Here is a 20299-nt window from a genome sequence, read left to right on the forward strand (position 1 = left end):
CCGATCAGTACACCTGCCGAGCGGAGCTCAAATGACCTTTCACGTGCTGACTCCGCCGCCTGCCGCACGTAAAACGGCGCCAGCGATTTTGCTGTCGCTGTTGCTCGGTGCCTGCGCAGTGCCTTCGCCAATGGGCAACACGCCCACTCTGCGTCACGCCAACACCGTCGCATCCGACAGCCTGAACGGTCCCGACGGTGCCGGCTGGCCACAGGAAAGCTGGTGGCGCGACTATGGCGATGCCCAGCTGACCGCACTGATCGAAGAAGCGATCAAGGATTCGCCCACTCTGGCCGAGGCCCAGGCCAAATTGCGCATCGCGCAAGGCTATGCGCGCACCGCCAATGCCGCCCTGCTGCCCACGCTCTCGGCCAGCGGCAACGCCGGCGCCATCAAGCAAAGCTACAACGAGGGCATCCCGCCTGCATTTGTGCCCAAGGGCATCAACAGCAGCGGCGCGGCACAACTGAACGCCAGTCTCGATCTCGACTTGTTCGGCCGAAATCACGCCCTCCTGCGCGCCGCAACGTCCGAACGCATCGCATCGGAAATCGAGGCCCGCGCCGCCCGCCTGGCCGTCGCCACCGAAGTCGCCAGCGCCTATGCGGATCTAGGCCGCTACGCCGGCCTGCGCGATGTCGCTGCCTCTGCGCTCAAAGTACGCCAGGAAACGGCGACTTTGGTCACCAGCCGCGTTGCCAACGGCCTCGACACCCTGGCCGAACAGCGCCAGGCCGAAGCCGATGTCCCCGTCGCCCGGTCCGATCTCGCCGCCGCAGACCAGGCCCTCACGCTCACCCGCAACCGCCTGGCCGCGCTGCTCGGTGCCGGACCCGATCGCGCCACGATCATTACCCCGCCATCCCCTGCGCAATTCTCGTTGGTCCCGCTGCCATCACGTCTCGCGCTCGATCTCGTCGGCCGCCGCCCCGATATCGCCGCCGCTCGCGCCCGCGCGGTCGCCGCCACCGCCCGTGTCGGCGCCGCCCGCGCCGCCTATTTTCCCGATATAAACCTCATGGCGTTCATCGGCGCGCAATCGCTGGGTCTCGCCAATCTCACCGCAGTCGGCTCCGAGGCCGGCCAGGGCCAGGCCGCAATCAGTCTTCCGCTGTTCTCCGGCGGCGCACTCGCCGGCAACTACAACGCAGCCCGTGGTGGCTATGACCAGGCCGTCGCCCAATACGACGACACCCTGGTCCAGGCCGTCCATCAGGTCGCCGATGCCGCCGCCGGCCAGAACGCGCTGGCAATTCAGCTGACCGCCGCACGCGAGGCCGTCACCCGCAGCGAACAGGCCTGGAACCTGGCCAAACGCCGCTACGCCGGCGGCCTGTCTCCCTACCTGTCGGTGCTGTCCGCCGAACAGGCGCTCATCCGAAACCGTCAATTGCTGGCCGATTGCCAGGGCCGCGTGCTGGCCGTTCGGATCGACATGATCCGCGCGCTGGGTGGCGGTTTCCAGGCCTGATTCCCGACTTCTCCCCATTCTCCCAGCACACGAGACCCCCATGGCCGAAACCGCCGTCCTCAATCCGCCCGTCACCGCCGCATCAGACGCGCCGGCACCGACCAACACGCGAAAGCGCGCTTTCATCCTGTTCGGCATCGTGGTTGGCGTAATCGCGCTCCTGGTCCTTGCATATCAGCTGATCACCGGCGGCCGCTACGTCGATACCGATGATGCCTACGTCAACGCCGAAGTCGCCGCCGTCACCCCGCTCACCGGCGGCGCCGTCACACAAGTGCTGGTCACCAATACGCAAACCGTCAAACAGGGCGATGTCCTCGTCGTCATCGACCCGGTCGATGCGCGCATCGCGCTCGCCGGCGCCCAGGCCGACTACGCCAGCGCCGTGCGCAAGGTAAACCAGACTATCGCTACCGGCAGCGCGCTCGGCGCCCAGATCGGCCAGCGCGATGCCGACATCGGCAAGATGAAAGCGCAAATCTCGATCGCCCAGGCCGATCTCGCCCGTACCCATCTCGACCTGACCCGGCGCGAAGCACTCGCCGCCGACGGCGGCGTCTCGGGCGAAGAACTCTCAACCGCCCGCAATGCCTATGCCGCTGCCCAGGGCAATCTCGCCGCCGCCCGCGCGGGCCTCGCCGAAGCCCAGGCCGCGCGCGGCACTGCCAAAGGTCAGGACGCCGCCAACAACGCACTCACCAGCGGCACCACCGCCCAGACTAACCCCGACGTGCTCGCTGCCAAAGCCAAACTGGACCAGGCCCGCATCGACCTCGACCGCACCGTCGTGCGCGCGCCGGTCGCGGGCGTGGTTACGCAACGCGCCGTCCAGATCGGTCAACGCGTTACCGCCGGCACAACCCTGATGAATATCGTCCCGATTACCCAGGTCTACGTCGATGCCAACTACAAGGAAGGTCAGCTGCGCAATGTCCGCCCCGGCCAACCCGCCGAGCTGACCGCCGACATCTACGGCGGCAAGGTCGTCTACCATGGCAAAGTCGTCGGCTTCTCCGGCGGCACCGGCTCGGCGCTCGCAATAATCCCCGCGCAGAACGCCACCGGAAACTGGATCAAGGTCGTGCAACGCCTGCCAGTCCGCATCGCGCTCGATCCCCGCGAACTCGCGGATCACCCGCTGCGGCTGGGCCTGTCGGTCAACGCCACCATCGACACCCGCGCAAACTGATCAGGGACACCCAACGTGGCAGGACCCGCCCCCGAATTCGCCCCGACAAAGGAACAACCGCTAACCGGCGCGAGCATTTTCATCGCCGCCTTTGCGCTCGCCCTGTCCAATTTCGTCGTGGTGCTCGACATTACGATCGCCAACGTGTCGGTACCCCATATCGCGGGTGATCTCGCGGTCGCGCCATCACAAGGCACCTGGGTAATCACCTCGTATGCGGTGGCAGAGGCGATCTGCGTGCCCCTGACCGGCTGGCTGGCCTCCCGCTTCGGCGCCGTGCGCGTATTCCTCATCTCGCTGCTCGGTTTCGGCCTGTGCTCGATGCTGTGCGGTGTCTCGCAGACCTTGCCCATGCTGATCGCATTCCGCGTCCTGCAAGGCATGTTCGGCGGTCCGATCATGCCGATGTCGCAAACCCTGCTCCTGCGCATTTTCCCTCCGCAAAAAGCTTCGATGGCCCTCGGCATCTGGGCTATGACCACAGTCAGCGCGCCGATCGCCGGCCCGATCCTGGGCGGTTACATCTCCGACGACTGGAGCTGGCACTGGATTTTCTTCATCAACCTGCCGATCGTCATCATGTGCGCGATTGTCACCCGCGCGCTTACCACGCGCTACGAAACCCCTACTGAAAAGGCCCCGATCGATTACGTCGGTTTGGTCATGCTGATCATCTGGGTCGGCGCGCTGCAGATCATGCTCGACAAGGGTGAAGAAGACGACTGGTTCAACAGCACGTTCATCATCACGCTGGCGATCACCGCCGCCATCGGCTTCGTGGCTTTCCTGATCTGGGAACTCACCGACAAGCATCCGATCGTCAATCTCCGGGTCTTTCGCCATCGCGGCTTCACCGTCGCGCTGGTCACCCAATGCCTGTCCTACGGTGCATTCTTCGCCATGGTCGTGCTGATCCCGCTCTTCCTGCAAACCAACCTCGGCTACACCGCTACTGTCGCGGGCCAGGCGGCCGGCTTCATGGGCGTGCTCGCAGTCATCATGTCACCGATCGTGGCCCGCCTCACCACGAAGATCGATTTACGCATGCTGATCTGCTTCGGCGCAGCCTGGATGGGAGTCATGGCATTCCTGCGCACCAGCACGATCACCGGCATAGATTTCTATCACATCGCACTGCCCATATTCCTGCAGGGCTTCGGCATGCCGTTCTTTTTCGTCGGCACCACCGCGCTGGCCATGAGCTCGGTTCTCCCGCGCGAAACCGCTTCCGCCGCCGGCCTTCAGAATTTCGCGCGCACGTTGTCCGGTGCCTTCGCCACGTCGATCTCCAACACCGCCTGGGATCACGACACCAAATACGCGCATGCCGAACTGTCCGGCCTGATCCACCCGCCCGCGTCTCTGCTTCAGCAGGGCATGACCGGCCGCCTCATGATCGACCGGCTGGTCACCACAGAAGCAGTCACTCTGGCCACCAACGCGGTATTCATGGACTGCTTCATCTTTCTGGCTTTTGCAGCCGCCTTCATCTGGCTTGCGCCCAAGCCGAAGCCCCGTACCTGAATGTCGGACCAAGCCTTCGATCCTGTCGCCGACAGCAGTTGCCGGGTCCTGATTCTGGGCAGCTTCCCCGGGATCAAATCCCTGCAACACCGCCAATACTACGCCAACCCCCGCAACCAGTTCTGGCAGCTGGTGTCGGGTATAGTCGGCACGGACCTGCCATCCCTCGCATACCCCGACCGTCTGAAAACGCTCGTTGCCCACAGGATCGGTCTATGGGACGTCGTCGCCACCGCAAACCGCGCGGGCAGCCTCGACGCCGCCTTGCGCAACGTCGTCCCGCGCGATCTGCACACTCTTGCGGCAAGCCTGCCCAACCTGCGCGCCATGGCGTTCAATGGCGCGACAGCTTTCAAGATCGGCCAGCGCCAGATGGCAGGGAACCATACGATCGAACGCCTGCTGCTGCCGTCGAGCAGTCCCGCTCACACCATCGACCTCACGGTCAAGGCAGAACAGTGGCAAAAGCTGGCCGCTTGTCTCGAACCCTAGTCGTAATCGCCCGAGGGCCCGAGCGCACCATCCTCATCGTCATCATTGCGCTCATCACGAAACGCACCCATGTCGATCCGTCCGGAACGCACCATATCCTGCATGTGATCGACCAGATCCTGCACGTCATCATCCGGATCGCCCGAGGACACCTTGATGCTGTCCTCCAGTCCAAAATTATCCGAGCTGCGGCCATTCGCCGCCGTCGCAACCGTCTGCGCTTGCGCGGCTTCGTCTTCCTGCGGCATGTTCATGGTCTCGGGCGGCAACACCGCATCCGGCTCGATCGGCCGATCGGGCGAGGGCTCGTCACTTGGCACGGGCAGTGGGATTTCCGGGTGTTGCGGGGCATCAGGTTGGGTAGCCATGAATAGTCTCCGGTGCGGCACGCGGCGTGCGGCATGTCTTAGTAAAGCATTGACTTCCCCATCTGTTCCGCCCGTCCGCACAGCGCAAAGGTGCCACCGCGCAGCCAATTCCAATTATCCGCCATGGATCATTTCCACCCCGCCGTCATTTCCTTCCCATCACCACATGATGGAGACAAATCATGGCTTTGGATACCTATCCCGCGACGCCTGATGGCCTTGAAACCCGCGAAACCGGCGACACCATCTCCTCGCGCAAAGTCGAAGGGACCGCCGTCTACGACCGCGCCGAACAACACCTCGGCACAATCGAAAGCTTCATGGTCAACAAACTTTCGGGCCAGGTCGAATACGTCGTGCTGCAATTCGGCGGGCTGTTCGGCATCGGCAGCGACTATTTCCCGGTCCCGTGGAATCAATTGCGTTACTCGCGCAACCTGGGTGGCTACATCGTCGATCTCGACCGCACTGTGTTGGATAAAGCCCCGCGCTACGCCCAGACCGAGGAACCCGCCTTCGATGGCCCCTACGGCCGCGAAGTCAGCGACTACTACGGCACCTTCATGCCGATCTGACGGAATAACAGGGCGACCTTAGGGTTGCCCTGTTTTCATCGCCGATCGATAAACCCCAGCAATCGCGATCGCGGCTTGCGATGCAGCCGCCCACGAATGATCTCGACGAGTTCTGCGGCGTCATACGGTTTCACCGCCAGAATACCCATCTCGGCTATCTTGGCAGGAATGCGCTCGGGCGAACCGGTGGCAAACACCACCAGCGGCATGCGCGTAAAAATCTGTTGCGCCAGTTCTGCCATCTGCCAGCCATCGTCGCCATCGGCCAGCTGCACATCCAGGATGATCACCCCCGGTGAATAGCCGGTAAGTTCGGCCAGCGCATCGCTCGCAGTCGCGCAACACCGAACTTCGCTCGCGCCCCCGTCCATCAACGAGTTTGACAGCAAATCCGATTGAAACACATCATCCTCGACAATCAATACGTTGCCCAAGGCAAATGTGTCTCGCAACATGGGGTTCTCACAACTGCCAAAGGGGGGGCGGCCCCCAGCGGTACACGGGCCTGTAAATCTCTCGGATGGAATGGTCGGCACCCGTCCCTGTTCCGTCTCCTGCCTTAGCCTGTCTTGCGTCAGACGTCCCGCATAAACGCGCTGGCGGTGAGGAAACCTGACCTGCTCGTGCGCGATATAGTGCAAGTTGCCTATCGCGTTGCGCTGTGTCCCTCGCGTGTCGATTGTAATCCCATAAAGAACGCCCGGCGCATCCCATGATGCACCGGGCGCAAGAAACCCTTCACATCTGGCCGATCACACCGGCCCGGTTGCGTAATGGCCGGCCTGGTCGGGCTGGATCGGTGTCCCGGTAAACAAATGAAACAATCCGCCAACCGTCATATCGACCTGCCACACCTGCGAATCGGCAATGTCGAACCGCATCAGCAGGATATCGGGACTATCCTTGCCCTCCTTGAACCAGGCCGCAACTTGGTCCGACCACAGGTTTTCGAACACCGCACGATCGCTTTCGACCGACAGCGTGCCAGTAACCGCGGCAAACAGCTTGTGCCCTTTTGCCGAAACATCGAACTTCGCCGCGCCGCCAGGCGACAGGCTGTTGTCGCGATGCATGAAAAACCAGACCTTGTGATGCGCATCGGCATCGAGCATCGCCCGCATCGGCTGGCCATCGGCGCCGGATTTGTCCAGCCGCAGCATGACATAGGGGCTGTCCGCTAGGTCTTTCCAGAATGCGTCGCGAATATCGGGGTCCATCGTCGGTCCTTTCCTGTGCAGTCAAATGCTGCCTTGAAAACGCTCGCGGTTCATCCGCTCGTGCCCTGTCCAAATGGCCGGCCCCCGCCGCTTGTTCCCCGCGGCCGCAATCGGCAACGCGCCAGAGGCTCGAAGGGCAATCATGCGGGCAGGGCAGGGAACCGTCCCTCTATCCGCGCGTTTCTAGCACCATATCCCTTTCTCGCGCACAGACTTCAGCCAGGGCATGCGCACCACCACAAATTTTGGCTTACCCAAAAGGAGCGCCTGATGGCCACGCAAACCAAAGACCCGATCGCAACTTTCACATCGACCGAAACTCTGCGCGCGCAAGCGCGCAAGGAAATCGGCGAAGGCCCGGTCACGGTCAACTATCCGGCCGACCGCGAGCTCATCATCGAACAGCTCAACAAATCGCTCGCCACCGAATGGGTGTGCGTACTTCGCTACATGCGCCATTACTACACGATCACCGGTGTCGTGTCGGAACCGATCAAGGCGCATTTCCTCGAGCACGCCCGCGAAGAACAGATGCACGCCGGCAAGATCGCCGAACGCATTGTGCAGTTGGGCGGCGAACCTGATCTCGATCCACAAACCCTAACCCAGCGTTCGCACGCCGAATATCAGCCCGGCAAATCGATCAAGGACATGGTTCGCGAAAACCTCATTGCCGAACGCATCGCTGTCGAAGCCTATCGCGAGCTGATCCAGTTTCTCGGCGATCGCGATCCCACCACGCGTACGATGCTGGAAGGTATCCTGGCGCAGGAAGAAGAGCACGCCGACGAAATGCGTGATCTTCTCGAAGAAGCCTGAACAGTGCAGTAGTGTACTCAAATAGCTCTTGAGAACACGGAACAAAATCAGCCGTTCAACGTTTCACCATTCGAAGGAAAGCCTTCGAGTATTATAGCAGGAGAGATGAGATGGGTTCGATTTCTGATCGCGTCGCAGGCGCTGCAAATTCCGTGGTCGGCAAGACCAAGGAAGCTATCGGCAAGGAAACCGGTGATGCCGAGCTGGCCGCCAAGGGCGCAGCCCAGGACGCCAAGGGCAAGACCCAGACGACTGTCGGCAAAGCCAAGGATGCCCTCGGCGACTAATTCACCCTCAACGCTGACATGGCCTCGCCCGAAAGGGCGGGGCCATTTGCGTTTTGGCCCAATGCGAACGCGCGCACCCGAAAGGATCAACCGGTGAACTCCGTCACGACCGCAGCGCATCCCCGCCGCGCCCGCGCCCTGCGCTGGGCCGCCCGCCTTGCCGTCGGCGTGGTGCTGCTCGTGTTCGGTATCTGGCTGATCCTGTTCGTCACCAAAGGCCGCTTCCTCAAACCTTATTTCGAAAAGATCGCCACCTCCCGGCTTCACCGCCAGGTCAGGGTTGCCGGCGATTTCAATCTCTATTTCGCCCCGTTCAATGTCGCCTTTCTCGCCGACGGCCTCACTATCGCCAATGTAACCTGGGCCCCCAAATCCGATTTCCTTGATGCCCGGCACACCGCACTGACCGTGCGCACGCTGCCGTTGCTCTGGGGAAGGCATGAAATATCGGTCGCCGATATCGACGGCGCTCGCGTCACGCTGCAATGGGACGCGGCCCACCTCCACAACAACTGGACGTTCGACGATCCGAACGCGCCACCCGCGCCGTTCGAAATGCCCGTTATCGCACGCGGCACGATTACCGACACCCACGTCAGCTACACCGACCCCAAGCTGCAACTCGCGCTCAAAGTCGATATTCACCCGCTTACCGCGACCAATAGCCACATCGACCAGGCCGTCGGCTTTTCAGGCACCGGCACGCTGCGCGCCAAACCGGTCTCATTCTCGGGACACGTCGATAAAGCCGATCAGATGCTCCACGCCGGCTCATCCAAACTCGTACTTCATGCCGATGCTGCCGACACGGTCATCGATCTTTCGGGCACGATGCCGGGCATCAGCGACATCACCGCTGGTCATTACCATCTCGCCGTACGCGGCGAGAACATGGCAAACCTGTTCGATTTCATCGGCGTGGTCGTCGTCCCTACGCGCAAGTACCATCTGGTCGCCGAAGTCTCCCGCGACGACGGCACCTGGAATTTCACCCGGATCAAGGGCGTGTTCGGCGACAGCGATCTCACGGGCGTGATGGGCCTGGCTTTCCCCAAGGACCGCCTCCACCTTGGTGCCGATCTCCACACACAGTCGCTCGATCTTCTCGATGCCGCCCCATTCATCGGATACGACCCCAAACGGCTCGACGCGCTGGGCACAAAAGGCCTGGTCACTAACGAAAACGGCCACCCCCGCATCCTGCCCGACGCCTCGCTTCGCGCCGATGCGCTGCGCCAGTTCGATGCCGACGTCCGCTACCGCGTCGGCAACATCTCGACCAGGAACTTCCCTGCCAGCCAGATCGACGTCACTTTGAATCTCGATCACGGCAAGATGGTTCTGAAACCCGCGTCAGCGGTCGTCGCCACCGGTAAACTCGACGGCAGCTTCGCGCTCGATGCCCGCGGCGACACGGTCATGACAGATTACGACCTGCGCCTTCATCCCACCCCGATGGGCAAACTGCTCTACCGCTTCGGTGTCGAGGAAGCCGGCACCAGCGGCACATTGTCGGGCCGCCTTGCTCTCCACGGCGTGGGCAACAGCGTGCGCGAAAGTCTGGCCCATTCCAACGGCCGCATGGTCGCAATCATCCCCAGGGGCACGATGTGGGCCCGCAACGTTCAACTGGTCGAACTCGACATCGGCACATTCATCCAGCGGATGTTCCAGAAAAAGCTGAAGGACCCCGTCGAAATCAACTGCGGCCTCGTCGGCTTTACCGTGCGCGACGGCATCGCGAACGCCGATCCGATCCTGATCGACACCAGGAAGAATGTGATCACCGGCCGCGGCGATTTCAGCTTTCGCGACGAATCGGTTGATGTCGGGATACGCGCCAAGGGCAAGACGTTCAGCTTGTTCTCGCTGCAATCGCCGATCGGCATCGGCGGCTACATGGCCGCGCCGCATCTCAAACTTGTTTCGCCGCAACTGCTCGAACGCGGCGGTGCCGCAGTGGCGCTGGGTGTTGTGGCAACACCCGTTGCCGCGCTGCTCGCCTTTATCGACCCCGGCAACGGCCAGGCCGCTCAATGCGGCCCGGTTCTCGCCGGCGCAACAGCTGCCGCGCAGCGCACTGTCAAAGGCCAGCCGCGCAAGGATCTTGGACCTGCAAAACACTGACCCCGCGCTCGCAAAAAACCCGCCACGCGCGGAACCTTCGTTCCGGCAAGGCGTTCCAGAACAGGGGCAGGTTGTACTGCGCCTGTGCGGCAACAGGGCCGGCGTCTTCAGGAGCAAGTTGTGACTCAAATGACTGACGCCCAGCCCGATCGCCTCGACGCACAAGCACCAGACCCGCGCACCCAATACGACAGCCCCGAAAGCCTGGCCGAGGATATCACGATCGACCTCCAACAGCGCGAAATGCTGCTGCTTGAATGGAAATACGATCTGGAACAGCGCTTGGCCGCCATATCGGAAGGGATGGACGCTTCGACTCCGGACGGCATTCCCGATCAATCCGACCTCTCGGCGCAATTGCGCCGCGTGACCGACGCTTGGGACGGCGTCGCAGCACAAGTCAAACTATCCGCCCAATCCTGATCTACACAAGACATCCCGAGGGCATGACAATGAAGAAGATGATCCAGGCATTCGCGGCGGTTCCCATTTCTGAAGCGATCGGCCGCAGTTTCGGCGGCAAGACCCTCGTCGGCACCGGCGTTGCGCTGGTTACGGCCCGACTGGTCATGCGCTCGTTCCCCGGCATGCTCGTGCTCGGCGCGGTGGCTGGTGCGCTGAACTATCTTCAGGCAAAAAAGATCTCTGCCGTAGACGATGCCGTGACCGCGCTGGAAAAATCCCCGAGAGCCGCATGAGACATTCATTCCCCTTATGAAATCTCTCAGCATCATGATCGCCGATGGCGAAGCTGTCATCCGCGACGTATTGTCTGATTATTTGCGGCAATGCGGCTACCGGGTGATTACCGCCACCACCACCGACGAAGTGATTGAGCGCCTTTTTGACCATGCCGTGCCGATAAGCGTGATTCTAAGTGATTCCGACCTGGCCGGAACAATGAACGCATTCTCTCTTCGATTCTGGGTCCGCGAAAAACACCCGGACATCACTTTTATTCTTGCCGGTAATGTCGATGCCGCTGCGCGAGCGGCCGGCCAGCTATGCGATGAAGGTCCTTACCTGAAACGCCCATATGATCCGCAATTGGTGATGACCCACATCAAGCAGCGGCTGGACGCAGTTTCGCAATAACAGTCCGGCCAACTCACGCTAAATCTCGAACGCTGCCGCTCAAACCATCAGCGACAGCAGATCCGTAACCCGCGTAGTGGCAAACCCGACCGCTATATCAGAAATCCCGTAGGGTATCAGCAACGTCTCGCGCCCCAGCTTCATGGCCCCGCACGTGTAAACCACATTGGGCACATACCCCGCCCGATCCGCATTTTCCGCCGTCAGGATCGGCTGCGGCGTACGCGCAATCACGCGCGAGGGATCATCCCGGTCGAGCAAGGCCGCCCCAAGCGCATATTTGCGCATCGCACCCACGCCATGGGTAATGACCAGCCACCCGGCATCGGTCAATATCGGGCTGCCACAATTGCCGATCTGGATGAATTCCCAGGGATACTTGGGTCCCATCAGCAACGTGCCGTCATCGTCCCAGCTATCCAGACTGTCAGACCGCAGCAGATACAGGTTCTTTCCGTCCTGCCGCCCGATCATCATGTACTGCCCGTCAATCTTCTGCGGAAACAGCGCCATGCCCTTGTTTCGCCCGGCGCGCCCGCGGATCGGTTCGAGCGCGAATGTGCTGAAATCGCGCGTCCGCAACAATTCAGATCGGATCGACTTGCCCGAATACGCGGTATACGTGCCCAGCCATTCGAAGTCACCATCGCCATGGTCGAACTGCACCAGCCGTAAATCCTCCAGGCCATTGGCCTGCTGGTCGGTTATCGGAAAAATCACCGTGTTCGACAGGCTGCTTTCCGGATGTCGTTCGACCAGCACCGTGCCATCGTGATCCGCGGACGTGCCCGTATCGGCCCGCTGAACGCTGGTCGCAAACGCGGTCTCGGGCCACAGATCAAAGCTGCCATCGACATTGGCAATGCCCTCGCGAAACGCGATCGAGCTGATGTGCCCTTCGCCCACCGCACGCAACGACATGATGAACCGCACCGATCCCCCTTCCATGCCCGACTGGTCGGGATGGGGTACAATCGATGGGTTCATCAACGCCGCAGCGGCATACGTATATTCATGGCAGAAATACGCGCCAATCAGCTTGCGCCGCTGCGCCGAAAAATTGTTGCTGACCAGGCCCAGGCTGGTCTCGACTTCAAGATAGCGGGTCTCGAAAATCAACTCGGTTTGCCAGTGCCGATTTTGAAAGTCATGCAGGACAATGCCGTATTCATGCGCCACTTGCGCATCACTCATGGCGGCAATGTCGTTGACCAGAACCATGGCGCGGCTTTGCGGAGCTGCAGAGGCCTGCCAGCCCAGATGAAACGGACGAATTACAACTCTAGAAGGATCTGCGCGCAATCTCTGGGGAAGAATGCGTATCGGGTTTGGGGTTGTGCCCTTCAACTTTGTCGCCAAGGTCCGTCCTCTTGGAAATTTCAAACGCGGAAGTCTCGCAACGCGTGGTGCGCAATAGCGTCGATAGACTATAATGGCCAAGCTGAAATGCGAGAATGGACTCCGCTCCGGTATTTTCATTGCGTCCGCGCGGCGTCACCCCATCGCGGCACCGCCCGGTCGTCAGGTCGGCAAGCACAACACCGCGGTCGTTCGCACCGAAAAACCATTGATATGTCTGTTCCGCGTGTTCGACCCAGCGTGCATCGCGAGTCGCAATCCACGCGCTATGTGAGGCCTCGATCGCCGCTTGCGCTTCCAGCGGTTGCTGGTCGAATGGCTTCCATTCGGTGCTTAGGTCAAAGCTCTCCGACCCGATCGGCCGGAAGGTACCCAACGCGCTTGTCTGACAATGGCTGATCCATGACAATGTCTCGACACCGTCGGCGACCCAATCCGTGCGATCCAGTTGCATGCCGCCTTCGATGAGCGCCTGGCACAACCGCGGGTTGTCATACCCCAGCACAGCCTCGAACCATGCCCAATCCGGGCGCCGCTGATTCTTGACAAGGTTTGCCAGCATTTCGCAGCTTTTCACGACAATATCGCGCGACGCAGCGATCAGCTTGGAACTGCTCGGATGGTCAGATCGCATGACAGCCAGCGCGCCAAGCGCAGCAAAGGCCATCGAGCGCGGATTGGCGAGCTCCCCCATCGCCCCGGCCACTTCACCGTAAAGCTGTAAGGCCCAGTCGCGAAGCTCGGGCAGGGGACTGCGCTCGACTGTATGCCCCAATGCCCACAACGCCCGGCCATTGGAATCCTCCGACCCCACGTCCTCGCACCAGGTTCGGTCAAACCGCATGAAATTGCGAAACCGCCGCTCATCAGGGTTCCACGCATACTGCACGAACGAGGCGTATGTCGTCGACCAGCGCAGCACTTCGGCTTCGCTCAGCCCATTGGCCACGTTCATCAACATCAGTGCGCGGGCATTGTCATCCAGGCAATAGCCATGGCGCCTGTCGGGAATGACGCCGATCGAATGCTGCAACATGCCGGTGGCATCGCTCATTGCCCAAACCGCATTCAGCCCGGGCAGGGCGGTTGCCGGAACCGGGCTCGGCACTGGCGTATAGGTGTTGCGCACCAAGGCCGCACTGGCTTGCGCAAAATGCGGCCAGATCGTGCGACGCCCACGGGCATACGCGCTCTTTTGCGTGGCCAGCAACACATCCGGACTGGCGAGCAGGCCATTGACCGCATCGGCAATTGCTGCCGGCGAATTTGCCTCGATCAGGCAACCCACACCATCCGCAAGCAGCTCGCGTGCATGCACATAAGGCGTTGAGACCACCGCTTTGCCCAGCGCAACGGCATAGCTCAGCGTGCCCGACGTCGACTGCTCCATGTTCAGGTACGGCGTCACGTAAATGTCGCAGGCTTCAAGCTGCTGCAACAACTCGTCGATCCCCAGAAACCGGTTTTCCCAGACGATATGCTCGCCCACGCCCAGCGCTTCGGCTTGCGCAACCAGCTGCTCGCGATAGCGCTCACCTTCGCGCGCCAGCAACACGGGATGGGTCGCACCCAGAATGCGATAAATCGCCTCGGGATGCTCGGCAATGATCGCCGGCATAGCCGCAATCGCCTGCTCGATACCCTTGCCAGGCCCCAGCAAACCGAATGTCGTCAAAACCTTGCGTCCGGCCAGGCCCATCCGCGCCTTGGCGACTTCTGCCGTCCCGAACGGGCGCTCGGGCGCACCATGCTCGATAATCTCGACAATGTCGCGATTGGCGCGATACGTCTCGACGATCAGATCGAGGCCATGCTGCGACATAACCATCACCCGTGCGCAACGCGTAAGCAAATGGTCAACCACCGCCCGCTGCCCCGCCGAAGGCGACGACAAAACAGTGTGAAACGTGGTCACAACCGGCGCCGCAACCCGGTCGATCAACTCGCTGATGAACGCACCATCAGGTCCACCATAAATGCCGAACTCGTGCTGTACCCAAACCACATCGGCGGCGCTTTCGTTGATCGCGCGCGCCGCCCGGCAGTAATCCTCGGCATGATCGGCGCGGATGACGTTGATGTCACGGTCATAGACAAGTGTCGATCCTTCAGCATCCATCGCGTAGACGTCGATCTGAATCTCGGGAAAATACGTTGCCAGCTTCTCGCGGATATCGGCAGTAAATGTCGCAATTCCGCAGCTGCGCGGGGCATAGCTGCCGATCAGCGCAACCCGCAGCGCGCTCGCCTCGCGCCCTCCTTCACCAAAAAGCCGTACGACGACATTTGCCGATGGGTTGGCCGTGCTGTTCGAAAAGTCTGTCTTGCCATTCATGGAATCGTGCCCCTGTTCTGGGTTCGCAATTTCAAATGGTTAAACCCATCCGATGTTCCTTCGCGGTCGCGAAACACGGATACGCCGAACTGCGTACGTTGCCCCAAAAAAACTACGGTGCATTAGTACCCCGCTCCAGGCGACACTTTTATAAGATTGTTATAACAAGGGTTTTTTTCGAGTGCCTCGTTGCGCTCGCTCATGAGTTTCAAATATACTGCGAATGGTGCATCGCACCCTATGTAAACATACGCAGTCTTGCGCCGCCCCCGCATGTCGGCGGCCCCAGGCGCTACTTGCGCACAGCCTTGGCCAATGTCGCCATCAGTTTCTGGATCTCGTCAGGTACAGGCTCGGCCGCAATCGAATCATAATAGGCCTTGATGTCCTTGTTCCATTCAGGCCTGTCCGCATTGCTGCCATCTTTATCATTCGGCCGCTTTGTCGGGGGCGGTTGCTGGGGATCAGACACTCTTGAATCCAATCGCTAGAGCATGTTGCATCGTGAATACCTGTCGGATCCGGGATGCTGTTCGATGTTGCAAACGGAATGGCCGCCAGATGTGATTGTTCCTGCACCAAACCTTGGCCTGGCCCGATTGGCGCAACAAGGGAACAGTTCCCAAAGTCACTCCACCAGGTTCGCTCCGAAGAACAACGCCTGGCTGATCGTCGTCTTCACGGTGTCCTCGCGGAACGGCTTTGTAATCAGGAATGCCGGTTCATGACCGCCGCCCGTCAGAAACTTCTGCGGAAAGCCGGTGATGAAAATTACCGGCACCGTTTCGATCCGCAAAATTGCATCCACGGCATCGATGCCTGAACTGCCATCGGCGAGCTGCACATCGCTCAATACCAGCGTCGGTCGATGCTGGTCATACAAAACCCGCGCTTCTCCCGCGGTTGTAGCGTTGCCCACGATCTCGTGCCCGCTCTGCCGCACGATATCTTCCAGATGGCTCGCGATCAGCGGCTCATCCTCGATGATCAACACGCGCGCCGGCGCCTCTCGCGAAATGTCATCGAGCGCCTCGTTCACCAAATCGCCCGCCTCGTCCTCGCTAACGCCAAGAATTTCGGCAGTCTCGCCCAGCGTGAAATCTTCAAGCTGGTTCAGCAGCAGCGCTTGTCGTGCAAAGCTCGGGACCCGCGCCAATTGCGACACGGTCAACTGCGCCAGCGCCTCTGATGATGTATCCGCCTGCGGATCAACCGAACTCCACATCGCCGTGAACGCACGGAACAGGCCAACCGGGCTCGCCGATATCTGTTCATGAGTCACCGGGTCTTCGAGCGCGGCCTCCAGCGTCGCGCGCACCAACGCATCACCGCTCGTCTGCGATCCGGTGGCCGCGCGGGCATAACGACGGAGAAACGGCAGGGTCTCGGCCAGGCGATTGGGAGCAGACGTCGTATCCGTAGGCGATTCACTGGAAATCGTGGGCATCAACACATCCTATGGGTCAGACTATGGGTCATGCGGAAAACTGCTACAAAAAATCATTCGCTCTGGCGACCGTGCAGGCGTACAACCCACTCATACGATCCCATGCAAGGCACACTCGAAAGTCTCTTACGTTTGATACCGTTGCCTGTTCCAGCGCCGGTAAAAACAATTTACAGGGCATTTTTGCAACGGTTTCAAGGATGAAAAATTATTTTGATTTTTTTCGTCCCCGCATGGGAACCTATGATGTGTTGAGACATTTGAGACTCAGTAGCGTATAGTTTGCAGCGCACCGGAGAAAAAACAATGGCGTCGTTTAGCAATCGCAGGGAAGACAGCGTACGGCCGCAGGGCGCGCCCCTGTCAGACAAGGATTTTCATGCGAAGTTGACCGCATCGGTTCCGCATCTCCGCGCTTTCGCCCGTTCGTTGTGCGGCTGCCGCGACATGGCGGACGATCTGTCGCAGGAAACCTTGCTCAAGGCATGGGCCGCCCGTGAACATTTCGTGGCCGGCACCAGCTTCCACGCTTGGACCTTCACGATCCTGCGCAACGTCTATTTCGGCCAGATCCGTCGTCAGCGCTTTGTCGGCGATTATGACGAAGTCGAAGCAGAGCGCCTGCTCAACACGCCCGCTACGCAACAGGGCGGTTTGCAGGCAACAGACGTGTTGCGCGCACTGGCCACTTTGCCCGCTGCCCAGCGTGAAGTTTTGATCCTGGCCGCAGTCGGCCATGTCAGCTACGAAGAGATGGCCGAAATCTGCAACGTTGCCATCGGCACGATCAAGAGCCGCATCGCCCGCGCCCGTGCGGCGCTGTCGGCAACGCTGGAAAGCGGGATCATGCCTGACTTCCGTCATAACTTTGTGCTGAAGGGTGAAGTGCTCGACGCGTTCCTCGACGAACTGCGGCTGATCGCGCCCGAACATATCATCGCACGCCTGGCTGCATAACGCCCCGGTTCAACGCTGAAATTCATTTCGGCGCGAAGCACGGTCCGCATGGATCGTTCTTCGCGCCGAATTGCGTTACAGCTTGCAAAAGTGTCGCTACTCCGCGTGCAATTGCTGCAACGGCATCCGCGCGGTGGCCGCCAATCCCTGAGGCTGCCAATCCAGTGTCAGGCTACCTCCCAACTGGCGCTCGACCGTCAGCCTGGTCAGGCCGATCCCGAACGCCGGCACTGGCGGCTCGGCAATCACCGGCCCCTCGCTTTCGCGCCATTCGACAATGACATCGTCGGTGACCGACAACGCGATGGATAGCTGCCCTTGCGGTACGCTCAATGCGCCAAACACCGCCGAATTGATTGCCATCTCGTGAAAAAACAGCGCCAGCGGTGTGGCGGCATGTTCGCTCACGACCGTATCCCCACCCGTAATCTGCAACCGGCCCGGATCATCCACGACATAAGGCTGTGTCAGGATACGGATCAATTCGCGCAACGTCGTCTGCGATCGCATGATTGCGCCCTCGGCAAAGCGCGGCCGCACCAGATCGTGCGCGCGGCCAAGCGCAACCATGCGCAATTGCAACGCCTGGCTGACTTGCGCCATCCCCTCGTGCTTGCGCAAAGCCATAGAAATCAGTCCTTGCACCACGGCAAACATGTTCTTGATGCGATGGCTCAATTCGCGCGACATGAACTCAAGCAGATCGCCGGTGCGTACGCGATCGTCGATATCGGTGCATGTTCCGATCCACCGTGAGACTGCACCGCTCTCGTCGGTTACAGGTAGTCCGCGCGTCAGCATCCACCGATACGCGCCATCGGCATTCATCAGCCGGTACTCGATCATGTACGGCTCGCCCGTTGCGATCGCCGTCGCCCAGGCCGCCTTTGCTGCGGGAACATCGTCGGGATGCAGGAAATTCAACCAGCCGGTGCCATGGCTCTCGCTGGCGGGCGCGCCGGTAAACTCACACCATTGGCGATTGAAATAATCGCTCAGCCCGTCATTGGGCGCCGACCAGACCAACTGGGGCAGGGCATCGGCCAGTATTTCGAACCGCCGGTTGACTTGCGCAGCCTCCTGTTCGACGGCGGTACCCCCGCCCATGGCCATCAGCACATCTTCGCAATGCGCGATCTCGGCCAGCTCGATCGTGGTCGCCGCCGTTTTCGCCATTGCGCGCAAATCGTCGATCAGCTCGGTCGCAGGCTCAATACGCGGCGCCTCATCGGCCACGTACAAACACCCGGCCACCACGCCGGCATCGTTCGTCATGGGCAGCCCGGCAAAAAAGCGCACCAAAGGATAGGCATCAAATCGCGCGTCGCCTTGCGCGTCGGCAACGATCAGCCCACCCGGGCTGGCCATGACGGCGTGAAAAATCGTCATATCGCCGGCAATGTCGATGAGGCCGTCGCCAAAAACGGTTCGTCCGTCCAACGCGCCAGACACCGGAACCTGCAATCGGATCAGCGCGGACTGCGCGCCGGACAATTTGCCCGCAATGCGTGCAATCGCGTCAAGTTGTGCGCAAACAGACGACGCTTCACCACGATCGCTCGCCTCCTGGGCGTGGTCGGACGAGGTTTTTGGCATAGGCAGAAAAAATTCCTGGGCAAAATATGCGGGCGATCTTCGTAACCTTGCAGCTATGCAAAAGATCAAATTATGTCCCTACGTATTTCGGCTTGCGCCTGCGCCCGGTCAATCCTGTTTCTGTGTAATCTTTCATGGCAAAAGAGCACAAAAAAAGGGCTGGATTTCTCCAGCCCTTTTTCTCATTTCAATTGGATCAGTTGCCCGAGCCAGGACCGTACGTGATTTCCACGCGGCGGTTCTGCAGTTCGCGCACACCGTCGGCGGTGGGCACGCGCTGGTTGGCTTCACCGTATGCATGCGACGAGATCGCAGCAGCGGAAACACCATGCGCGGTAAGGTACGACTGAACCGAGTCATCGCGACGTGCGGCCAGACCCAGGTTGTACTTCGGCGTGCCCGAGCTATCGGTGTAACCACCGAGCATGATCGGAACGCTGGCGCAGTTGCCATACGCCTGGATCGCGCTGTCGAGGATGTTCGCAGCTTCAGGCGAGATGTCCGACTTGTTCCAGTCGAAGAACACGATGTACGGGCCCTTGTTGCAAACCGGTGCCGGAGGCGGCGGAGGCGGGGGGGGCGGCGGGGGCGGTGGTGGCGGCGGGGGCGGCGGCGGAGCCGCTGCTTCCATAGGTGCCGCAGCCACGCCGAAGTTGTACGTCAGCGTTGCCAGCAACGAATGCGTGCGCTGCTTGTACGTTTCGGTTTCGCCATCAATGCCGACCACATGCATCGAGTCAGGACGGAAATAGCGATACTTCACACCCAGATCGAGGTTGTGGCTGACCGGCACGGTCAGACCAGCGATCGCCTGCCAGGCAAAGCCACCGTGACGGGCAATGACGCGGTCGGGAAAGCCGACATATTCCACCAGAGTTGTGCGGGCATAACCAGCACCACCACCGGCATAGGCTTTGATCCCGCCCCAATGGCCAAGACCGATCAGCGCGTTACCCATGGCGGCATACGTCGAGGTATGGCCACCCTGGCCACCGTCATATTGCGTTGCGACGACGCCGCCCGCGATATTCTGATCTTGTTGCTTCAGCGTCTTGCGCTGATAGAACCCTTCGCCTTCCAGACGGAAATGACCAAGGTCATAACCAATCGCGCCGCCGGCTTCCCAGCCCACGCGGAACCGGTCGGTCCGTCCGATGCCCGAAGCATCGTCATAAATCTGGGTGCGTTCCTGTTTGACCGCGCCACCTTCGATGGTGACGTATGGGCCTGTCTCGTCAGCGAATGCCGTACCCGCCAGGGCGGTGGAGGCAAGAGCTGAGGCTAGTAGCAGCTTCTTCATGTGGTTTCCCTCGTTTTAACCCAGTGTGACGGGACTAGACCGTCTCGCTGGCGTCCAAACAACAAATTGGCGACCGGAAGTTTTGTTGCATCGCAACCGGCGTCAAAAATCTTTTTAGTCGGGAACCCAAAATCTGTTGCC

21 protein-coding genes are annotated in these 20299 nt (G+C 60.7%); 12 read left to right on the forward strand and 9 right to left on the reverse strand.

Annotated elements, in window-relative coordinates; translation table 11 throughout:
• Window positions 1–31: 31 nt before the first annotated feature.
• From ACOOE2_RS05695 to ACOOE2_RS05710, 4 genes are read left to right on the forward strand one after another with little or no spacing between them, the layout of a single operon-like run.
• On the forward strand, window positions 32–1471 hold the full coding sequence (locus ACOOE2_RS05695; RefSeq protein WP_420382052.1) for an efflux transporter outer membrane subunit: 1440 nt from the start codon (window positions 32–34) through the stop codon (window positions 1469–1471).
• A 40-nt stretch (window positions 1472–1511) separates the two neighbouring features.
• Window positions 1512–2660, forward strand: a complete 1149-nt coding sequence (locus ACOOE2_RS05700) for an efflux RND transporter periplasmic adaptor subunit (RefSeq protein WP_420382053.1) — start codon at window positions 1512–1514, stop codon at window positions 2658–2660.
• Window positions 2661–2675: 15 nt separating this feature from the next.
• Window positions 2676–4184: a DHA2 family efflux MFS transporter permease subunit gene (locus ACOOE2_RS05705; protein ID WP_420382054.1), complete on the forward strand. Its 1509-nt coding sequence runs from the start codon at window positions 2676–2678 to the stop codon at window positions 4182–4184.
• Window positions 4185–4676: a DNA-deoxyinosine glycosylase gene (locus ACOOE2_RS05710; RefSeq protein WP_420382055.1), complete on the forward strand. Its 492-nt coding sequence runs from the start codon at window positions 4185–4187 to the stop codon at window positions 4674–4676.
• Here the strand turns inward: ACOOE2_RS05710 and ACOOE2_RS05715 are convergent.
• The gene (locus ACOOE2_RS05715; protein ID WP_420382056.1) at window positions 4673–5044 is read right to left on the reverse strand and encodes a hypothetical protein; all 372 of its coding nucleotides are present in this window, start codon (window positions 5042–5044) and stop codon (window positions 4673–4675) included. The two genes, ACOOE2_RS05710 and ACOOE2_RS05715, sit on opposite strands and share 4 nt — an antisense overlap.
• A gap of 182 nt (window positions 5045–5226) precedes the next feature.
• Between ACOOE2_RS05715 and ACOOE2_RS05720 the strand changes: the two genes are divergently transcribed.
• Window positions 5227–5619 (forward strand): PRC-barrel domain-containing protein, encoded by a 393-nt coding sequence (locus ACOOE2_RS05720; RefSeq protein ID WP_420382057.1) that lies wholly within the window; start codon window positions 5227–5229, stop codon window positions 5617–5619.
• A gap of 35 nt (window positions 5620–5654) precedes the next feature.
• Here ACOOE2_RS05720 and ACOOE2_RS05725 read toward each other — a convergent pair whose 3' ends face one another.
• Together ACOOE2_RS05725 and ACOOE2_RS05730 are read right to left on the reverse strand one after the other, a co-directional pair.
• A complete protein-coding gene (locus ACOOE2_RS05725; protein WP_420382058.1) occupies window positions 5655–6074 on the reverse strand; it encodes a response regulator in 420 nt (139 codons plus the stop codon).
• 297 nt (window positions 6075–6371) lie between these two features.
• Window positions 6372–6836 (reverse strand): pyridoxamine 5'-phosphate oxidase family protein, encoded by a 465-nt coding sequence (locus tag ACOOE2_RS05730; RefSeq protein WP_420382059.1) that lies wholly within the window; start codon window positions 6834–6836, stop codon window positions 6372–6374.
• A 270-nt stretch (window positions 6837–7106) separates the two neighbouring features.
• Here ACOOE2_RS05730 and ACOOE2_RS05735 point away from each other — a divergent pair, with 270 nt between their 5' ends.
• The 6 genes from ACOOE2_RS05735 to ACOOE2_RS05760 all read left to right on the forward strand — a co-directional run bounded on the left by ACOOE2_RS05735 (window position 7107) and on the right by ACOOE2_RS05760 (window position 11164).
• The gene (locus ACOOE2_RS05735; protein WP_420382060.1) at window positions 7107–7655 is read left to right on the forward strand and encodes a ferritin-like domain-containing protein; all 549 of its coding nucleotides are present in this window, start codon (window positions 7107–7109) and stop codon (window positions 7653–7655) included.
• 110 nt (window positions 7656–7765) lie between these two features.
• On the forward strand, window positions 7766–7942 hold the full coding sequence (locus ACOOE2_RS05740) for a CsbD family protein (protein ID WP_420382061.1): 177 nt from the start codon (window positions 7766–7768) through the stop codon (window positions 7940–7942).
• 93 nt (window positions 7943–8035) lie between these two features.
• Window positions 8036–10069, forward strand: a complete 2034-nt coding sequence (locus ACOOE2_RS05745) for an AsmA family protein (protein WP_420382062.1) — start codon at window positions 8036–8038, stop codon at window positions 10067–10069.
• A 129-nt stretch (window positions 10070–10198) separates the two neighbouring features.
• Window positions 10199–10492 carry a hypothetical protein gene (locus tag ACOOE2_RS05750; protein WP_420382063.1) on the forward strand — a complete coding sequence of 98 codons (294 nt, stop codon included), beginning with the start codon at window positions 10199–10201 and terminating at the stop codon, window positions 10490–10492.
• A gap of 29 nt (window positions 10493–10521) precedes the next feature.
• Window positions 10522–10767, forward strand: coding sequence for a hypothetical protein (locus tag ACOOE2_RS05755; protein WP_420382064.1), 246 nt, complete (start codon window positions 10522–10524; stop codon window positions 10765–10767).
• Between the two features lie 16 nt (window positions 10768–10783).
• Complete coding sequence (locus tag ACOOE2_RS05760) at window positions 10784–11164, forward strand: response regulator (RefSeq protein WP_420382065.1); 381 nt, start codon at window positions 10784–10786, stop codon at window positions 11162–11164.
• A gap of 39 nt (window positions 11165–11203) precedes the next feature.
• On the opposite strand, the gene ACOOE2_RS05765 is transcribed toward ACOOE2_RS05760, so the two are convergent.
• The 4 genes from ACOOE2_RS05765 to ACOOE2_RS05780 all read right to left on the reverse strand — a co-directional run bounded on the left by ACOOE2_RS05765 (window position 11204) and on the right by ACOOE2_RS05780 (window position 16305).
• A complete protein-coding gene (locus tag ACOOE2_RS05765; RefSeq protein WP_420382066.1) occupies window positions 11204–12385 on the reverse strand; it encodes a glycoside hydrolase family 130 protein in 1182 nt (393 codons plus the stop codon).
• A 61-nt stretch (window positions 12386–12446) separates the two neighbouring features.
• Window positions 12447–14858: a glycosyltransferase family 4 protein gene (locus ACOOE2_RS05770; protein ID WP_420382067.1), complete on the reverse strand. Its 2412-nt coding sequence runs from the start codon at window positions 14856–14858 to the stop codon at window positions 12447–12449.
• 292 nt (window positions 14859–15150) lie between these two features.
• Complete coding sequence (locus ACOOE2_RS05775; RefSeq protein ID WP_420382068.1) at window positions 15151–15330, reverse strand: NepR family anti-sigma factor; 180 nt, start codon at window positions 15328–15330, stop codon at window positions 15151–15153.
• 156 nt (window positions 15331–15486) lie between these two features.
• Window positions 15487–16305: a response regulator gene (locus ACOOE2_RS05780; protein ID WP_420382069.1), complete on the reverse strand. Its 819-nt coding sequence runs from the start codon at window positions 16303–16305 to the stop codon at window positions 15487–15489.
• A gap of 306 nt (window positions 16306–16611) precedes the next feature.
• Here ACOOE2_RS05780 and ACOOE2_RS05785 point away from each other — a divergent pair, with 306 nt between their 5' ends.
• A complete protein-coding gene (locus tag ACOOE2_RS05785; RefSeq protein ID WP_420382070.1) occupies window positions 16612–17262 on the forward strand; it encodes a sigma-70 family RNA polymerase sigma factor in 651 nt (216 codons plus the stop codon).
• Window positions 17263–17358: 96 nt separating this feature from the next.
• Here the strand turns inward: ACOOE2_RS05785 and ACOOE2_RS05790 are convergent, their stop codons facing one another.
• Together ACOOE2_RS05790 and ACOOE2_RS05795 are read right to left on the reverse strand one after the other, a co-directional pair.
• Window positions 17359–18858 carry a sensor histidine kinase gene (locus ACOOE2_RS05790; protein ID WP_420382071.1) on the reverse strand — a complete coding sequence of 500 codons (1500 nt, stop codon included), beginning with the start codon at window positions 18856–18858 and terminating at the stop codon, window positions 17359–17361.
• A gap of 196 nt (window positions 18859–19054) precedes the next feature.
• Window positions 19055–20158: an OmpA family protein gene (locus ACOOE2_RS05795; protein ID WP_420382072.1), complete on the reverse strand. Its 1104-nt coding sequence runs from the start codon at window positions 20156–20158 to the stop codon at window positions 19055–19057.
• Between the last annotated feature and the right edge of the window lie 141 nt (window positions 20159–20299).

This window comes from Novosphingobium sp., assembly GCF_965214355.1.
Taxonomy (GTDB): domain Bacteria; phylum Pseudomonadota; class Alphaproteobacteria; order Sphingomonadales; family Sphingomonadaceae; genus Novosphingobium.

What these genes read in the sequence shown, in the direction of transcription:
- ACOOE2_RS05695 (WP_420382052.1), top strand. Translation starts at nt 32, where the DNA reads ATGACCTTTCACGTGCTGACTCCGCCGCCTGCCGCACGTAAAACGGCG.
- ACOOE2_RS05700 (WP_420382053.1), top strand. Translation starts at nt 1,512, where the DNA reads ATGGCCGAAACCGCCGTCCTCAATCCGCCCGTCACCGCCGCATCAGAC.
- ACOOE2_RS05710 (WP_420382055.1), top strand. Translation starts at nt 4,185, where the DNA reads ATGTCGGACCAAGCCTTCGATCCTGTCGCCGACAGCAGTTGCCGGGTC.
- ACOOE2_RS05715 (WP_420382056.1), bottom strand. Translation starts at nt 5,044, where the DNA reads ATGGCTACCCAACCTGATGCCCCGCAACACCCGGAAATCCCACTGCCC.
- ACOOE2_RS05720 (WP_420382057.1), top strand. Translation starts at nt 5,227, where the DNA reads ATGGCTTTGGATACCTATCCCGCGACGCCTGATGGCCTTGAAACCCGC.
- ACOOE2_RS05725 (WP_420382058.1), bottom strand. Translation starts at nt 6,074, where the DNA reads ATGTTGCGAGACACATTTGCCTTGGGCAACGTATTGATTGTCGAGGAT.
- ACOOE2_RS05730 (WP_420382059.1), bottom strand. Translation starts at nt 6,836, where the DNA reads ATGGACCCCGATATTCGCGACGCATTCTGGAAAGACCTAGCGGACAGC.
- ACOOE2_RS05735 (WP_420382060.1), top strand. Translation starts at nt 7,107, where the DNA reads ATGGCCACGCAAACCAAAGACCCGATCGCAACTTTCACATCGACCGAA.
- ACOOE2_RS05740 (WP_420382061.1), top strand. Translation starts at nt 7,766, where the DNA reads ATGGGTTCGATTTCTGATCGCGTCGCAGGCGCTGCAAATTCCGTGGTC.
- ACOOE2_RS05750 (WP_420382063.1), top strand. Translation starts at nt 10,199, where the DNA reads ATGACTGACGCCCAGCCCGATCGCCTCGACGCACAAGCACCAGACCCG.
- ACOOE2_RS05755 (WP_420382064.1), top strand. Translation starts at nt 10,522, where the DNA reads ATGAAGAAGATGATCCAGGCATTCGCGGCGGTTCCCATTTCTGAAGCG.
- ACOOE2_RS05760 (WP_420382065.1), top strand. Translation starts at nt 10,784, where the DNA reads ATGAAATCTCTCAGCATCATGATCGCCGATGGCGAAGCTGTCATCCGC.
- ACOOE2_RS05765 (WP_420382066.1), bottom strand. Translation starts at nt 12,385, where the DNA reads ATGGTTCTGGTCAACGACATTGCCGCCATGAGTGATGCGCAAGTGGCG.
- ACOOE2_RS05770 (WP_420382067.1), bottom strand. Translation starts at nt 14,858, where the DNA reads ATGAATGGCAAGACAGACTTTTCGAACAGCACGGCCAACCCATCGGCA.
- ACOOE2_RS05780 (WP_420382069.1), bottom strand. Translation starts at nt 16,305, where the DNA reads ATGCCCACGATTTCCAGTGAATCGCCTACGGATACGACGTCTGCTCCC.
- ACOOE2_RS05785 (WP_420382070.1), top strand. Translation starts at nt 16,612, where the DNA reads ATGGCGTCGTTTAGCAATCGCAGGGAAGACAGCGTACGGCCGCAGGGC.
- ACOOE2_RS05790 (WP_420382071.1), bottom strand. Translation starts at nt 18,858, where the DNA reads ATGCCAAAAACCTCGTCCGACCACGCCCAGGAGGCGAGCGATCGTGGT.
- ACOOE2_RS05795 (WP_420382072.1), bottom strand. Translation starts at nt 20,158, where the DNA reads ATGAAGAAGCTGCTACTAGCCTCAGCTCTTGCCTCCACCGCCCTGGCG.